The following is a 14455-nucleotide window of genomic DNA, read 5'->3' on the forward strand; positions in this document are numbered from 1 at the left end:
AGGGCGAGCGGAACAATTTTGAGCGCAGCGACCCGTTAGGGGCAAAATTGTGGAGTAAGTCAAGACTTTAAAACACTCACTCATAATCTAACAGGAGCTTCCGGGGCGGCGCTACCCCTACAGCTACTGGAAAAGAAAGAACCTGGCGGCTAGGGCTGGCTCTGGCTGTTGTCCGGCAGTCCCTGTAGGCAAAACTTAATTTATCTTTACCAGTATTAGTTTACCAGTGGGGCTAATTCCGTTAGACTTTACTCTATGTAAATGGGTGTTTGTATGCCTGTCAAGCAAACGGTTATTGATATTAACGAAGATCAGTTTAAGTCAATTTTAGAGAAGGTGGAAGCGCGGATTCAACCTAAACCTAAACAGGGGATGACTTTAAGAGAAGCGATCTCTAAATTTAAGCCGACGATTACTAAAGCTTTGAAGCGCGGTTATACATACGAAGAAGTTGCAGCTATTCTTACGGAGGAAGGAATCAGTATTAAAGGAGCGACGCTGAAGCAATACTTAGCTGACTCGAAGACTAAGAAACGTCCTAATGAAACTGCTCCGGTAAGTCCAGGTAAGTCATCAACACAGAAAACTGAAGAGTCAGCAGCATCAGATACTGACTCAGATACTAAATCGGATTCTGTTAGAAGTATAGAGTCTGAAGCAGATATTAAAACAGAGGCTAAATCGGATACAAAACAGGAGGCAAAAGAAAAGAATAAACCTAAGTCAGTAGTCCGAGGTAAGTTTGCGGATATTCCGAGTAACGATGAGTTGTAGTAGGTCAATTATATTATGGCAACTAAACAAGATAAATCAGAAGATTCTACTTTCAAACGATTGGTATTTATCTATGGTGACAAGGGTGGTGTAGGTAAGTCAGCAGTTGCTCGGTTGTTGTTGGATATATATCGCTATGAATCAAAAGGTTGTCTAGCGATTGATTCAGATACAAGTAACGCTGATTTATATCGCTGCTATAAGCGTGTGGGTGATAAAGGAATTAGGCTTGCAGATGGAGAAACCGATGCTGTAGAGCGGGTAGATTTTACAGTACGAGGTGAAGCGGATTATCTAATTGATACTCTGGGAGAGTATAAGGATTTAATGCTGGTGGATCTGCCAGCAAGGTCTAGAGATGCGTTTACAAGTTTGATTCGGGAATTAGACTTGCTCTCCGTAGCGTCAGAATCAGGCTATCGGGTGACAATTGTTCATGTTTTAGGTAAGACTCGTAATTCAGTAAGTGCGCTAAAGGATGTGGTTGAACTTTGCGGTCAGGGGGCTGATTATGTGGTGGTGAAAAATCTGCTGTTTGGTGAGCCGCATACTTTTAGTCGCTATGATGCCTCGCAGACGAGAAAGAAGGTAGTGGAGCAGTTGGGCGGTATAGAGTTAAATCTACAAGAGATGTTTTGGACTTCTTGGGATGCAATTGAGGATAACGATTTACCTTTTCGTATTGCGGTGGATGCAGAGCAGACAATACTACAACGCAGTCAACGGACACGAGCTTATCGCTGGCTGATGGATATGACGGAGGAGGTGAAAAAGGCGAATAAATATTTGGGGTTGGCTGAATGACTTTTATTGATGACAACTATCTAGATGGCATTATTACTCGCATGACTGCTGAACATAAAGCAAATATCATGCGGACGGCGAGGCGGTTAAACTTGCCGGATGATGATGTGCTGTTTTTGTATATAGGTGCGGTAGAGTACACGGTGCAGTTGTGCGAGGATATCCTGGGTGGGATAAGCTCGGAGCGGCAGCGTCTTGAGCAGTCAACTCAATCCACGCAAGAAGCAAGTATTGAGACTGCTGAAAATCTGATAAATAGTTTGACTCAAGTAGGTTTGTCTGTAGTTGCAGATATGCAAAAAGCTGGAATAGCGAATACATCGGCGATCGCCGAAGCTAATGCAGAGGTATTAAATCAATCTAGAATGACGGTAAAAGAGGCTGTTCAACTGCAAAAGCTGTTGATGGCATGGGGGGATAGAGTGGAGGCAGACGATAAAACTAATCAAAAGGTTTTGCAGCTTCTACTGGAGCGGATGGCTCAGTCAATTAAGGGGTTGGATCAGGCAAATACGCAGATTGATGAAGCGAATAAGGCGCTAGTCAAGCTGCAACGAAATACTACTTGGATAAAAGTAACAGAGTGGTTCTCGCCCTTGGCGGCTTTGCTTGTGGCGGCGTTGGTTGGGTTTGGCTCTGGCTGGTGGGTGATGTCACTTCAGTACAATAATGCGACTAATGCTGTGGGGCGCGACCTTATGGAATGGAACACAGAGCGGATTCTCAAGTGCCGTGAGGACGATAATCCCAAATGCACTATCTGGGTTGTGCCGCCCGAACAGAGGAAGTAACTATATTAAAGGCGTATTGAGGTAATGTATTAGTAAGTTTTAATTATAATTGTCTGTCTAGAGACAGTTTAACCACAGAGCAATTGTAATTATCAAGAATAGATAGTATTCAATTGACAGTCGTTAATCACGACTGGATTTTATGAAGTCAAAAGATAGGGATTTACCTAGAGCAACGGTGACAGAGAATCACCAGAGGCTAATAACTAAATCACTGGTCTTGAATAATCCACGGGTTTCCCTGGTCGAGAATACAGATAATTCCCAACAGTTCTTAACATTACCTGACTTTAAGAGTGTATTGAGTCGAGCTAGTGCTTGGGGATTTGCCTGCAAATCGGAGGATGATGGAAATTGCCAGATTCTACCCCAGCAGCAAAATCAAAGGTGGAAGTTGCAATCAAAAGAGGATAGGTGGTTATTGCTCGTCGGTGATGTCGCTCAAATTAGTTTGCATCCAGATGAAGCAATAGCTTTTTTGCAGCGGCGTTTTTTTTCTTTAAGACGTAGTAAGAGTTAAGATTTTAACGCCGTTATAGGCGTAGTGATGAGCCGGGGGAGTAAATTGGGCGACGATTATGCATCTCTACTGGGGAAGCAGCTAAGTATCTGTCGGTAGTTAAGCAAAATCAGTTGTGTTGAATTACTCAATGTCAATTAATATTCATATCCTTCCTTGAGCAGAAGGTGGCATCATCCGTTGCAGTTAATCTATTAGCAATGCGTTGAGGCGATCCAGCCTTTGCTGGATCGCCTCAACGCATTACTTTTTTCACAAACTATACCCTCGCTTGTTGCGAGTGCTATCAAAATATGCACAAAACTTTAGACTCTAGGGCGTACAGAACAGAACGTCACGCTCTGATAGCACAGCAACACGGTGAGGCAGTAGAGGCATTAGGCAAGACTCTACAACAGCACTGCTGCCCAATCATCGCGGATTACGGTCATCAAATCGAATCCTACGGGCTGCTAATCCAGGAGCGCGCGCAGCAGTCACTAAGCTATGCCTTGTTATTGCTGGAGCAGGGTTTATCCTCAACAGATTTATTCATAGAGGCTTCACAGGCGTGCCTACAAGCATCAAAATTAATGGTCCAGGCAATCAAGCTCTACTCAGAAGCAAGCAAAGCTTACGTGGATTGTAACAAATTAGCTGAGTGTAAAAAATTGCCCTTCTGCTCCAATTATTCTAGATCGACCGCAGAACCATAGATAGCACCGATCAGTTCCGCTAAAGAATCACTGGTAGATTTGTTAGTTTGCCAAATTGTCCTCGCCAGTGCCTTAGCCTGAGCGAGACTGATCTGCTCTAAGCTGAATGTAGTCCACAACTCCTGATTTGTATCTATCAATTCTTGCTCTAGTTCTTGCAATTGCTGCTCTTTGTAACGCAACCCCAAGTTTAGGGTCTCTATTACCTCGTGCAAAATCTCTATCTGCTCTAAGGTAGACAATAATCTCTCTTCAGCAGCCGTCGCCTGTTTTGCGGCTTGGAGATCCTGCTCATGCCTCTGCATCGCTTTGGTGACCCTTACTCTAAAAACAGCAAATCTAGGTTATTTGTAAACATGGCTACGAAATAACTTAAGATAATGATTGTTCTCACGCTACCAAATTCTATCTAAAGGGGCAAGGAAATGTCTGATTAGAGTGTTTGTAGCTCAGGGTTATTGCTACCTATTGACCGCAGATAGCCGGAACCAATTCGTTTACCGCATACGCCGGAGAACTTGACTAGCAAAGAGCAATTGGGGCAGGATTTGAGACTTTCATTACCAAACCTGTGGAACCTGCCGATGGATCTGATGTAGGAGCCGATGGATTTATTTGTAAACCAATCGATATCGATTACCTGCTGCACCGAATCCGGACAATTCTCCAGCCTAGAAACTTGATTGAGCCGTAAAAATAGTCGGGCGCGTTCTCACGAGCGCAAGCGATTCTTAAGCAAACACTGCTCTATTAAATTGGCTTCTTTCATCAGCCAAGCTCCAAAGAAGATCAGTAGTTCAGTGCGCGGCGGCGCAGTCATGCCTCAGAAGTTAAGCGTAGAGATCGCCGACTCCAAATCCTCATCCAGCACTTCCAGATACTTCTGCAATGCCGACAAAGTTTTGTGTCCGGAAATCTTTTGAATCACCTTCAACGGCACACCAGAGCGGTGCATTTGAGTCAGGCAAGTGCGGCGGAAGCTGTGGGTACTCGCTCCCTCAATCCCCAAATCTATGAATGCTGCCCGCAGAATCTTATCTGCCGAATCGGGGTGGATGTGTCCTAATCCGTGCCTACCTGGAAACAAATACACCTTGGCAGACGAGTATTCCTCTAGCAACACTCGCAGTTGTTGATTGACCGGAACAGAGCGCGTTTCAATCTTGCCCTTAGTCGTCCCCTTGCGGATGGTAACGCGGGGTCTAATGCTGCCATCAATGGCGTAGACATCTTTAGTGTGCAAGGAACAAGCTTCCGCAATCCGAGTACCCGTGTAGAGACAGACCCCGAACAAAGCGCGGTCGCGCGGCAATTTCAACCCAATGGTGAATAACTGGGATAGCTCTAATGGTGATAGAATTTTAGCTTGATCGTGACGGTCAACTTTCATAAATTAATCTTACACCGACAAACAGAAGCATTCCGGTGTACCCACCCGAAAGCATTGGTTTATCGTGCCGCGAATAGGTGCAATCGCTCCAGATTAACATTTACTTATACCCCGTTCTACGACAGAATCAGGGTTGGAAGCATTTGCTATAATTTCTGCTTATGCTTGCAGTTGCTCGACCACTTTGGGCTATAATTTGCTACCCAAGATGCATCACTGATAGCATAGTCAGCAGGGACAGCGCGAGCGCGCGTGCAGGAATTTGGGAATGATAGTTTCTTGACTTGGTGATGTGTGCGATGAATACAACTCCCTCTTTTCCGGCTAAAAATACAGGTCAAGCTACTCAAGTTCTGCATAATTTGGAGTCAGCCCACAAGGAAGATTTAGAGGCAGTCCTTCAGGTTTTGGTGAAGATCACTAGCCGCACTCCTGAGCAGATTAAACCTCATCTTGATGCAATGCTGGAAAGCTTAGTGCAACCAAAAGAGCGTCCCTTTTATGAGACTGCAACTCCCCTTGAACGTGCAAACGCTTTTGGTGAATGGGCGGATAGCCACGACCGAAACACACTGCTGCTGTCTGACTATGCCGTTAGCCGTGAGAGTATGTACGACGACGAGCGCTTGTGAGCTTCCTTGTAGATACCAATGTGCTGTTGCGGAGTGCCGAGCCTGGTCATCCGATGTATGCTCCGGCTGTAAATGCCACAACCATTTTATTGGGGCGCGGGGAAGAACTTTACATCGCCCCGCAGAATTTGATTGAGTTTTGGAACGTCTACACGCGCCCCGTGGAGAGGAATGGGTTGGGGCATACCATAGCCGCCGCCGAAGTAGAAGTGAACCGATTAAAAGTAATTTTTCCTCTCTTGCTCGATATCCCGGCAATTTATGGAGAATGGGAACGTCTTGTCATTGCTCATGCTGTGATGGGAGTAAAGGTTCACGATGCCCGACTTGTCGCTGCAATGCTCGTTCATGGTGTGACTGATATCTTGACATTTAATACCGACGACTTTAAGCGCTTCTCCCAAGTCACTGCTGTTCATCCCACAGCGATAAATCCGTAAGTTGGCGGTGGTTAGCGTGTTGGTATTTTGTCGGCAACAACCGTAAAATTCAAGCATTCCAGTTAAGAAAGCGAAAAGCCTTGATGCTTCGTGCTAGAGAGCGGCGCAAATCTGACCCAGGTAACGTCAATAGAGCGAGCGCTTCTTTAGAGGAGACAGTGATAATGTTGGAGGGGAAGTTAGTCGAGTTAGGGAGAGTAGTGGGTTGCAATGAATGGTGAAGATATTCCAAGTGAACAGCTAAAAAGTTGGCTTCAAGATGTCAAGCGTATCAGCCATGAGCTTCGCGAACTCCCATCGTCGGCAGAATCAAATTTTTATGACAACAAGATCGATGATGTACTGGCACATCTGCAAGCAGCTAGAGCCGGACTTGTAGAAATAGCCCACACGATTCAACGTGAAAGGGACTAATTGAGCGACGTAACAAGCGGTGCAGTTTTGTTGTACTGATGGGAAAATTACTCCTTGATGGGATTGTGGCAGAGTCAGGTCGCTTAATGACTATGCTTATATTCATTGCGTTGCAAGTCAAAAGTCACCTTTTTCAGATACCAACTCTCTGATCTTCCAGGATTGGCTGTCTTCTCAATTTCAATCAGCCCATTAGCAGTTATTTGGTTTCCACCCACTAATGTAAAGAGTTGTCTTTGCAGATTGGCTATAGCTTGTTGTTGTTGAGCTTTGGCTATGAATTCGTACTTTTTACGTAAATCTTTATGCTCTTTAACTAGGTCTTGACAGTCCTTCGATAGTGCTTCAAAGTCTTCAGCTAAAACCAAATGGCTTTCTGATAAAACCAAATGGCTTTCTGATAAAGCCGTTTGGCTTTCTGATAAAGCCGTTTGGCTTTCTGATAAAGCTACTTGGCTTCCAGCTAGAAGACGAAATCTCTTCTCAAGCTCCTGATACTGAATACTGACGTAGAGTAGTGCAAAAAGTACAAAGAATGCAGTGATTAGAAGGATGGTTATAGTTAGAGTACCCATTGATTTTACTTCCTAGCTTGTTGAACCAACAGACTTAACATACCCATCGATTTATATATAATTGACAACGGCTGGGTTCGGAGCAGCGAGCCTCTAACTGGTGGCAAGTGTACGCTCACCAGCCGCTAGACCTCTAATCACTCCCCTAGCTTACTAATCTCCCAAGCCACCTCTCCCCGCTTTCTAGTCCCAGCCCTGGTAAAGACAAAACCTGCATCAGAAAATTGCTCACCGTAAGAGCGCACAGTCTTGGGGGAGAGCTTGAGCAGTTGGGCAAGCTCCGATGTGGATAGCAGCCAAGTGTTGCGGTATGCCTCTTCCAATCCTCTTAAACTAGCCAAGGGGTCAGGGGCTGGCTTTAACTGGGAGGCAATCATTGGCATTAGCCTGGAGGCGATCGCCTCAATCAAACCAGCTAAGGCTGAATGTTGTTCTGTTACAGTGAATTGTCCAATTTGTCCAGAGGACAAGTGTTGTTGTCCAGAGGATTTTTCTATTTGTCCAGAGGACAAGTGCTGTTGTCCTGAATCAGCCAATGATGCCACAAACTCAGATGTAGTACCGCCTTTCTCGATGTGGTCATGCAGGGCATCTAGTAGCTTCAATTGGTCGCCGTTGACGTATGCCCTTCCCCTCTGTTTCTCTGGCTTAATGTTGAGCGATTCCAAGCGGGTGTAGACGGCTGAACGCACAATCTTGTACCGATGCTGTAACTCACTAACAGGGAAGCTATCTAACTGTGCATCGCTCATAGTCGAATGTGTCCTCTGTCCAGAGGACAAGTAGAGGTTGTCCTCTGGACAATATCGTACATCGCCAAGGGTGAAAAGCTGTTGACAGATTTGCCTTCATTGCTGACAACCCGACTGGCACTCCCAGTACCAGCGCCCAAACTAGCTAGAGCGGACGAACCTGCCCCAAAAAGGTATAAGCCCCCCCGTCAGCATCAAACAGCGTGAACTTTTGCTCAAGACCTACCACATTGGCAATAGCAATACATTGGTGGATGAAGTAGCCCTTAACCCAATCGCCAGCGCTATTTAGAATCTCCACTGGCTGAAGCCGACGATGATTTGGCTGCTTTTGCTGTGGTAGTGGTGATGTGGATGCCGACTCTTTAGCGGGCAGTTCAACGGCGGCACTATCGGCGGTAGTTTCTAGTAACGGGACAGTGGGATTGGATGCGGCTAGATTTGCCAAGGGAACCTTTTTTTGGGGCAAGGCGCTGTTGAACACTTGATGCGGCTCAACTTCAGATAAAGTCCTTTGCTCTAGCGGTGGCGACGCGGCATTTTCTGCTAGTGAGCGGGTGTCGGCGGTAGTGGAGGTTACTTGGTGTGACCCTGCCTTTAGCTCCAAGTCTTGGTGACTAGGTTGAGCGGTGGCATCAGCCAGGGCAGGACCATCATCCGTCCTAATTACACCGGGGGTCTGCTCTATCCAAGCCTCGATGAGAGACCGTAGAAGAGGCGCATTCTGCCACATTAAACGCTTGCGCTCTATCAACTGCTCTAGAGTGCCTGGCTTATGCTCCTCAAGCATTTGTGGCGGCGGAGTATAGACTTGGACTTCAGCACTTCTGCCTGACTGCCGGGGCTTCCAACCATGACGCAGCGCATTGTAGAGAAAGCCAGTGGCATCAGCTTGAGTTTTAGCACCATTCGCCGAATTTTCATAAAACGCTTTGATGGCATCCTCAAGGTGCTGCGGGTTGTCGGCGATCGCCGTTTTGATGCGAGGAGCGCGAAGATCCGCGTTTAACTTCTCTAGCTGCTCCTGGTGCTTCCATAAAATCTCATGGGTCAATTCATCTACACCAGAAATGCGGATAGGTAGCCCCCTTACTCCCTCGTTAGTACGGTGGCGCTCGGCTATTTCTGCTCTGGCATTCAAAACCGCGAGGGACTGCTGAGTCGCTTTAATATCTTCATCGTTATCTGGCGATGGCGGCGGGGTTTCTTGAGCAATACTTGAAAACTCTGTTAGCTCCAAGGATACGGTTTCTTGTTTATCAGTTAGCTCGAAAGAAATCGCCTCTTCTTTTCCAAGAAGTTCCTCACCACCAACTTCTTTGTCAGCTTTCAGTAATTCAATTTTTAAATCAGTCTCTGGATTTGATTTGGAAATGTATGGAATATCTTTGTATATAGATGAGAGTGGCAAAAGTGCAGAATGCATTGTTGCAAAAGTGCAGGATGCATTCTGCACTTTTGCAGAATCGGCGAGTTTCGCGGGTTTGGGGATTTTTGACTCATCCAAGTCTACTGGCTTATGGACTAGGGGGGTGGTGTCAGATTTATGTCTGCCGCGTAGTCTGATCCCTTTGATAAACTGCGGTGGACTGTTGTAATTGCGCTTGAGGTCTAGTCCTAGAGGGTTCCACCCAGTTTCTAGGGCAATGCGGTAGTAGTCCAACGTGCTGTGCTTGGTGCGGTCTAAGGGGTTGCGGTTGAAGTCGTTGGAGACGACGTAACCGAGTTGCTCCAGCTTGCGCCGGATGCGCCCGATGGTATGCTCGGACATCCAGGGGAACTGTTCGCGCCATTCCCACTCGGTGTTGTAGATCCAGTGAAAGCCATGTCTGTTAACCCCTACGTTATCCTTCTGCAACCAGTAGTGCAGTTGGGCGATGAACATTGCCTGCCGTTCGCTGCCTAATGCCTGCGCTAATAAGGGTGGGCATAATCTTTCGGTGTGCCAGGTTTTGTGTTCTAGAGGTAGGGGTAGGTCTAATGAGTCGGGAAAATATGTCGGGACTGTTTCTTGTACTGTTGTTGCAACCATAATGCCTCTGCCGAATATGTGGTGTGCGACAGAGGCTTGATGGGCTTTCACTTAATTCAACAAAATCCCACAAGATTAAGTAAAATTGAAGAGCTACGGGTTAGCCTCTGTCGAAGACTTCTCAGTCCAGTGTTTCGTCGCCAAACTTCGCACTGTCTGAGTGGGGTAAAAAATTTATGACCCGTAGTACCCTATTTAATTTTCAAGATCAAGCGACTCTAAAAGCGCTTCTATTTCTGCAATTAGCCGAGTAAGATCAACTGTTTGTTCTCCTTTAGCTTTTCGCTCTTTGTCCTGCCCTCGCTCTTTGAGTTGCTCATGGAGGAGGGTGGCTGTGTAATTGAGGATTCCCCCAGGCGCTCGACCTCCTGGGGACTGGGTAGTGCAATTATGCCGCGTCCAATCTGCTCTACCAGTTCGGACTTAGACAAATTCCACTCCTTCGCGCATCCATTCAAGCCTTCAATAGCCGTAGGAGTCAAGGTAAGGTTTAACCGCCTTTTTAGCTCGTTGTAGAGCGCAGGTTCATTCTTATATCTTCTGCCTCGTTTTTGTGCCATATCGTTATTATAAGTACGTATTTATCAAAAAACTACATATAGGAGTAACTTTACGAAAGTTATCACAAATGGTAGGTGCTTGGCGCTCTTGTGCCACCCTAAGAGCTTATTAAGGTAGCATTGAGCGATCGCTTTTTTTCACAGATTCTGCTAATGTGCAATCACAACTGAATTGATGCGCCCAGGTATGGTGCTGGTAACACCAAGCCCGGACGACCTCCCCAAAGTTGAAAACAGCAACATTGGAGCGAATTTATCATGTCACAAAATCTGCACAGTACAACTGTTGCGGCACTTGATGAGCTATATGCACTCATTGGGCTGCAAGAGTTGCTAGATATTGCTTTAGAACAACTACAACGAGCAGACCTAGCACCAGAAGAAAGACGAGCAAGAACTGGGCTGCTGATTATTAGCTACCTAGAGCAAGCCAAGCCCTGTCTGAAAAACATAGAAGTCGAGTTAGAAGAAATCCGCGCCTCTGTTCCTAAGTGGAATAATTGCCTTGGAGGTGCGGCATGAAAATAGACCCAATCTGCACCTATTTTCAGCAAATCGGGCGAGTGGCGCTGCTGACCCAAGAACAAGAAGTATTCTTAGGGACGCAGGTACAAGCGATGATGTCGCTGTTAGCAGCCAAGAAAACCCTAGCGCAACGGTTGCACCGCGAACCCACGCCCCAAGAATTGGCATTGCTTGTTCATCAGGGCGAAGCGGAGCTAACCGAGACGTTGGCGCTGGGGCAGCAGGCTAAGTGCCAAATGATTGAAGCCAATCTGCGCTTGGTAGTGTCAATTGCCAAGCGCTACAGAGAACGTGGCGTAGACTTCCAAGATTTAATTCAAGAAGGAGCTATCGGGCTGCAACGGGCAGTAGAGAAGTTCGACCCAATCAAAGGATTTCGCTTCAGCACTTACGCGACTTGGTGGATTAGGCAATCAATCGACCGCGCGGTTAAAGCCACGAGTACAATAGTCCGGCTACCGATGTGCTTGAACCAGAGGTTAGACCAAATTAGAAGGGCAAGCAGGCAATTGTCCCTAAAGTTGGGGCGTACTCCCAACTTCACTGAGCTAGCGGCAGAACTAGAACTAACGTCTTTGCAGGTAACAAAATGCTTGAAGTGGGCGCGACAACCACAGTCATTGAATGTAAAGCTAGGAGATGACCAAGAGGTTGAAATAGGAGACTTGCTGCCGTCTTCCAGTCCTACCCCAGAAGATTTGTTAATGATGCAAGAAGGTTTTGCCGTTGATTTAGAGGCACTACTTTGGCGGCTCAAGCCGAAGTACCGACAAGTGATAGTACTGCGCTATGGATTGATAGATGGTCAAGCACTGACGTTTGCTCAGGTTGGGGCGTTACTAGGCATCAGCAGACAGGGCGTACACCAAATAGAAGTTAGGGCGCTGGAACGCTTGCGCCTGCATCTAGGGGAGGCGATGAAAGTCAATCTAACCTAGCAGTTTAAATATCAGGCGCTACCGAGTTGATGCAGAGTGTGGTTTTCAACTAGTAGCGCTTGGTAGACTCAAGCAAAAAATCCTAATGAGCCTCTGTAAACCTTAGTAAGTGAATTTATAATTCATCCAACTGCTTTCTCAACTGTTCTAATTCCGCATCGACAGCTTGATTAGAATTTGCTCTAGCTGATTGATCTAATGCTTGTGGTAGTTGTGACTGACTTGGAGTGGTAGCCACTAGCAACATTTGTGCGTTCAAAACTGCCAGTTCATCATCTACATCATCAATATCAACGATCATTAATGCACTTGATAAATCTGTACTAACTGGTTCAATATTCTCAGCAGAAGAAGTTATCTCAAGCAAAGCTCTCACACCTTCCAAAGCAGTTGAGTTTTGCTTGAGGCAGTGTCCAATAGCTGCTTGCTGATTTATTAGTTGAGCTTTCATAGCTTCAAGCTCACGCTCAAGTTTATGCAGTCGATTTTCTAAATCAGTAGCAGGCAAATTAGTCATTGCTTGAGAAGGGGTTTTGCTCGGATTTGACTCTTTTTGAGGTAAATTAAAGCTATTAATTGAGGTTTCGGTGTGGAGGGCTATGTCATGTTTGAGAGTAGCTAATCTTTGTGCCTGCTCATCTAGCATCACTTTCAAGTTAGCCGCTTGTTTTACATAAATATTTTTACGGAATTCTGCTTCCTTGAGTAAATCCTCACGTCCTTCCTTAAGATATTTTTGATAACGTTTTTTCCAGTCATTTGCTAAGGCTTGAGCTTTTTCATACTCTGTTTGAGCAACTGTGTGGGCGTATATATTGGCAGTCAGGGCTGATTTCAAGTGACTATAGTCCATACCTGGGTATTTTCTCTTTCTAATTACTCATTTGACTTAGTATTCCCTGTATTACCTCGATTCTCACAAAATTCAGCAATAGAGTTGCCTAAGTATCTGGTAACTCAGACCTAGAGGCTTAATCCGAATTCCCTATTGGGGTTCTGTTCGTGTCCCCTCGGCTGCAATTGCTGCTCTAGATTAAACATATTCTTTAGCTCCTGATTCCAGTCATGAGCCTTGGGTTGCTTGCGAATACAATTAGGTAACTGCTCCATTACTTTTTGCGCCATCAAATTACCAGGCTGGTCATTGTCATAAGCAACGATGACTGATTTAGTTGGTAGCTGCCGTAAAAATTCTAGAGGAACTTGCCCTGCTCCATCAGTAGACAAATAAATCGTCTTACGTGAGTCGGTGCGGTCTAAGACAGCAAATGACATCGCATCAATGGGCGATTCTACCAATACTGCTCGTGTAATTGGGTCGGATGATTGTCCTCCCTTTTGGAAGTGCAACCAGCCATTACTCCGCTTAGACCCCAGCGCTAAACCTTTAAATGTGTTGTCGGCTCCGGCTGTACCTCGTAGCGTTGCACCAGTGATTGTTTGCTTATCTAAGTCGCGGCGAATAAACACAGCATTTTGCTTGTCATCTGCATAAACTAACCCCAAGTCATGCAGATTATCTACCAGGCTGCTAGGAAGTCGGCGTTCACGGGTAAGGTAGGTCTTTACTTGCTGCCACTTATCTGCGTCCGGCGTTGGGGCAATGAATGGTTGTAGCTGTTCGGTTTGGATAATAACTCTCGTTTGATAAGTAACAGCTTCAAGGGTTGCTGATTCTCCCAAGCGGTCATTTAACCACGCTACTGCTTGTTTAAAATTGCACTGATTTACATGCATCACTAAGTCTATTGCACCGCCACCGCCTTTGAGGTGCTGCCAGTCATAAAACTTGCTGCCAGTGATATTGATAATGTAGTCTTCATGCTGCCACTTATGCTTGTCTTTGGGGTCTGATTCTAGACCTAATTCGTAAGCAACTTGTTCGAGGGGAATATCCCGCACCTTGTTAGCTAAGTCTTGATATTTCATCTGCCACAACTGAGCTTGTTGCGCTTGCTCTTTAGCAATGCGTTCTAGTTCAATAACTCGTTGCTTTTTGCTTTCTAACTTTAGAGCAAGTGCCTTAGCAGTCTGCTCCATCTGGGCGCTACTCTTAATTGCTCGTTGCCGATCTGCGACAAGTTGCTGCATTGAGGAGACATCTAGACAAACATCAGGTGCAGAGTTGACCGCAGCGTAATACTTACTGATTTCTGTATGCTTGGCTTTACTGCCTTTGATGCCGCGTTCTAGTCCTAAGGTCGCCATAGCTTGGGCAAAGTCATCTTGCAGTTCGGACAGTCGATAGCGACTCCCACCAAGTAAGGCTCTACAGTTGAGCTTCCCTTTCTCATCCAGTGGAACCATATAGGCGTGAATATGTGGTGTGGATTCGTCTAGATGCAGTTCGGCTCTGACAATGCGCTCGCCATATCTATTAACTAGCCACTGGCAGGCAGACTGCTGGAAGTCCTCTAATCGCTGCTCTTCGTAGTGTCCTGCTTTGCTTGGGTCATCTGGTCGGAAGTATTCAGGGCTGGCTGTGAGCAGAAACTCCACCGCTAGTACCGCATTCTTCCGAATTGTCTGTTCGCCGATGTGCTGCCGAACTAGAGTTTCTAGGTCTGGGATGTTGGGGCTGTCTGGTTGCCCAATAATGCGGATATGTTGTTT

The 14455-nt window shown here is 46.1% G+C and carries 18 protein-coding genes; 10 read left to right on the forward strand and 8 right to left on the reverse strand.

Annotated elements, in window-relative coordinates; genetic code table 11:
• Positions 1-273 precede the first annotated feature (273 nt).
• The 4 genes from C7B70_RS23215 (at position 274) to C7B70_RS27245 (ending at position 2889) form a co-directional block, all read left to right on the forward strand.
• Entirely contained in the window at positions 274-774 is a 501-nt protein-coding gene (locus C7B70_RS23215; RefSeq protein WP_106371310.1) for a hypothetical protein, read from the forward strand.
• Between the two features lie 15 nt (positions 775-789).
• Positions 790-1578 (forward strand): hypothetical protein, encoded by a 789-nt coding sequence (locus C7B70_RS23220; protein WP_106371311.1) that lies wholly within the window; start codon positions 790-792, stop codon positions 1576-1578.
• Positions 1575-2369 (forward strand): hypothetical protein, encoded by a 795-nt coding sequence (locus C7B70_RS23225; RefSeq protein ID WP_106371312.1) that lies wholly within the window; start codon positions 1575-1577, stop codon positions 2367-2369. The genes C7B70_RS23220 and C7B70_RS23225 overlap by 4 nt, the downstream gene beginning before the upstream one ends.
• 142 nt (positions 2370-2511) lie before the next feature.
• Positions 2512-2889, forward strand: a complete 378-nt coding sequence (locus tag C7B70_RS27245; RefSeq protein ID WP_199192473.1) for a hypothetical protein — start codon at positions 2512-2514, stop codon at positions 2887-2889.
• Between the two features lie 667 nt (positions 2890-3556).
• Here the strand turns inward: C7B70_RS27245 and C7B70_RS23240 are convergent.
• A complete protein-coding gene (locus tag C7B70_RS23240; RefSeq protein ID WP_106371314.1) occupies positions 3557-3889 on the reverse strand; it encodes a hypothetical protein in 333 nt (110 codons plus the stop codon).
• A 266-nt stretch (positions 3890-4155) separates the two neighbouring features.
• On the opposite strand from C7B70_RS23240, the gene C7B70_RS28540 reads away from it, so the two are divergent.
• Positions 4156-4278: a hypothetical protein gene (locus C7B70_RS28540; protein WP_255409376.1), complete on the forward strand. Its 123-nt coding sequence runs from the start codon at positions 4156-4158 to the stop codon at positions 4276-4278.
• A 129-nt stretch (positions 4279-4407) separates the two neighbouring features.
• On the opposite strand, the gene C7B70_RS23245 is transcribed toward C7B70_RS28540, so the two are convergent.
• Complete coding sequence (locus C7B70_RS23245; protein ID WP_106371315.1) at positions 4408-4974, reverse strand: site-specific integrase; 567 nt, start codon at positions 4972-4974, stop codon at positions 4408-4410.
• Between the two features lie 299 nt (positions 4975-5273).
• Here C7B70_RS23245 and C7B70_RS23250 point away from each other — a divergent pair, with 299 nt between their 5' ends.
• From C7B70_RS23250 to C7B70_RS23260, 3 genes are all read left to right on the forward strand, one after another.
• Complete coding sequence (locus tag C7B70_RS23250) at positions 5274-5606, forward strand: hypothetical protein (protein ID WP_106371316.1); 333 nt, start codon at positions 5274-5276, stop codon at positions 5604-5606.
• The gene (locus tag C7B70_RS23255) at positions 5603-6046 is read left to right on the forward strand and encodes a type II toxin-antitoxin system VapC family toxin (RefSeq protein ID WP_106371317.1); all 444 of its coding nucleotides are present in this window, start codon (positions 5603-5605) and stop codon (positions 6044-6046) included. Before C7B70_RS23250 ends, C7B70_RS23255 begins: the two co-directional genes overlap by 4 nt.
• Before the next feature lie 210 nt (positions 6047-6256).
• Positions 6257-6460: a hypothetical protein gene (locus tag C7B70_RS23260; protein ID WP_106371318.1), complete on the forward strand. Its 204-nt coding sequence runs from the start codon at positions 6257-6259 to the stop codon at positions 6458-6460.
• An 83-nt stretch (positions 6461-6543) separates the two neighbouring features.
• Here C7B70_RS23260 and C7B70_RS23265 read toward each other — a convergent pair whose 3' ends face one another.
• The 4 genes from C7B70_RS23265 to C7B70_RS27250 form a co-directional block, all read right to left on the reverse strand.
• The gene (locus tag C7B70_RS23265; protein ID WP_106371319.1) at positions 6544-7035 is read right to left on the reverse strand and encodes a hypothetical protein; all 492 of its coding nucleotides are present in this window, start codon (positions 7033-7035) and stop codon (positions 6544-6546) included.
• A 137-nt stretch (positions 7036-7172) separates the two neighbouring features.
• On the reverse strand, positions 7173-7787 hold the full coding sequence (locus C7B70_RS23270; RefSeq protein WP_106371320.1) for a hypothetical protein: 615 nt from the start codon (positions 7785-7787) through the stop codon (positions 7173-7175).
• Between the two features lie 145 nt (positions 7788-7932).
• Entirely contained in the window at positions 7933-9819 is a 1887-nt protein-coding gene (locus C7B70_RS23275; protein WP_106371321.1) for a hypothetical protein, read from the reverse strand.
• 242 nt (positions 9820-10061) lie between these two features.
• Positions 10062-10379, reverse strand: a complete 318-nt coding sequence (locus C7B70_RS27250) for a hypothetical protein (RefSeq protein ID WP_199192474.1) — start codon at positions 10377-10379, stop codon at positions 10062-10064.
• Positions 10380-10637: 258 nt separating this feature from the next.
• Between C7B70_RS27250 and C7B70_RS23285 the strand changes: the two genes are divergently transcribed.
• Positions 10638-10901 (forward strand): hypothetical protein, encoded by a 264-nt coding sequence (locus tag C7B70_RS23285; protein WP_106371322.1) that lies wholly within the window; start codon positions 10638-10640, stop codon positions 10899-10901.
• Positions 10898-11842, forward strand: coding sequence for a sigma-70 family RNA polymerase sigma factor (locus C7B70_RS23290; RefSeq protein WP_106371323.1), 945 nt, complete (start codon positions 10898-10900; stop codon positions 11840-11842). Before C7B70_RS23285 ends, C7B70_RS23290 begins: the two co-directional genes overlap by 4 nt.
• A 115-nt stretch (positions 11843-11957) precedes the next feature.
• Here the strand turns inward: C7B70_RS23290 and C7B70_RS23295 are convergent, their stop codons facing one another.
• Entirely contained in the window at positions 11958-12695 is a 738-nt protein-coding gene (locus C7B70_RS23295; RefSeq protein WP_106371324.1) for a PspA/IM30 family protein, read from the reverse strand.
• A gap of 110 nt (positions 12696-12805) precedes the next feature.
• On the reverse strand, positions 12806-14455 hold a 1650-nt coding region (gene mobV / locus C7B70_RS23300; protein WP_106371325.1), incomplete at its 5' end, for a MobV family relaxase.

This window comes from Chlorogloea sp. CCALA 695 (assembly GCF_003003885.1).
Classification (GTDB): Bacteria; Cyanobacteriota; Cyanobacteriia; order Cyanobacteriales; family Chroococcidiopsidaceae; genus Aliterella.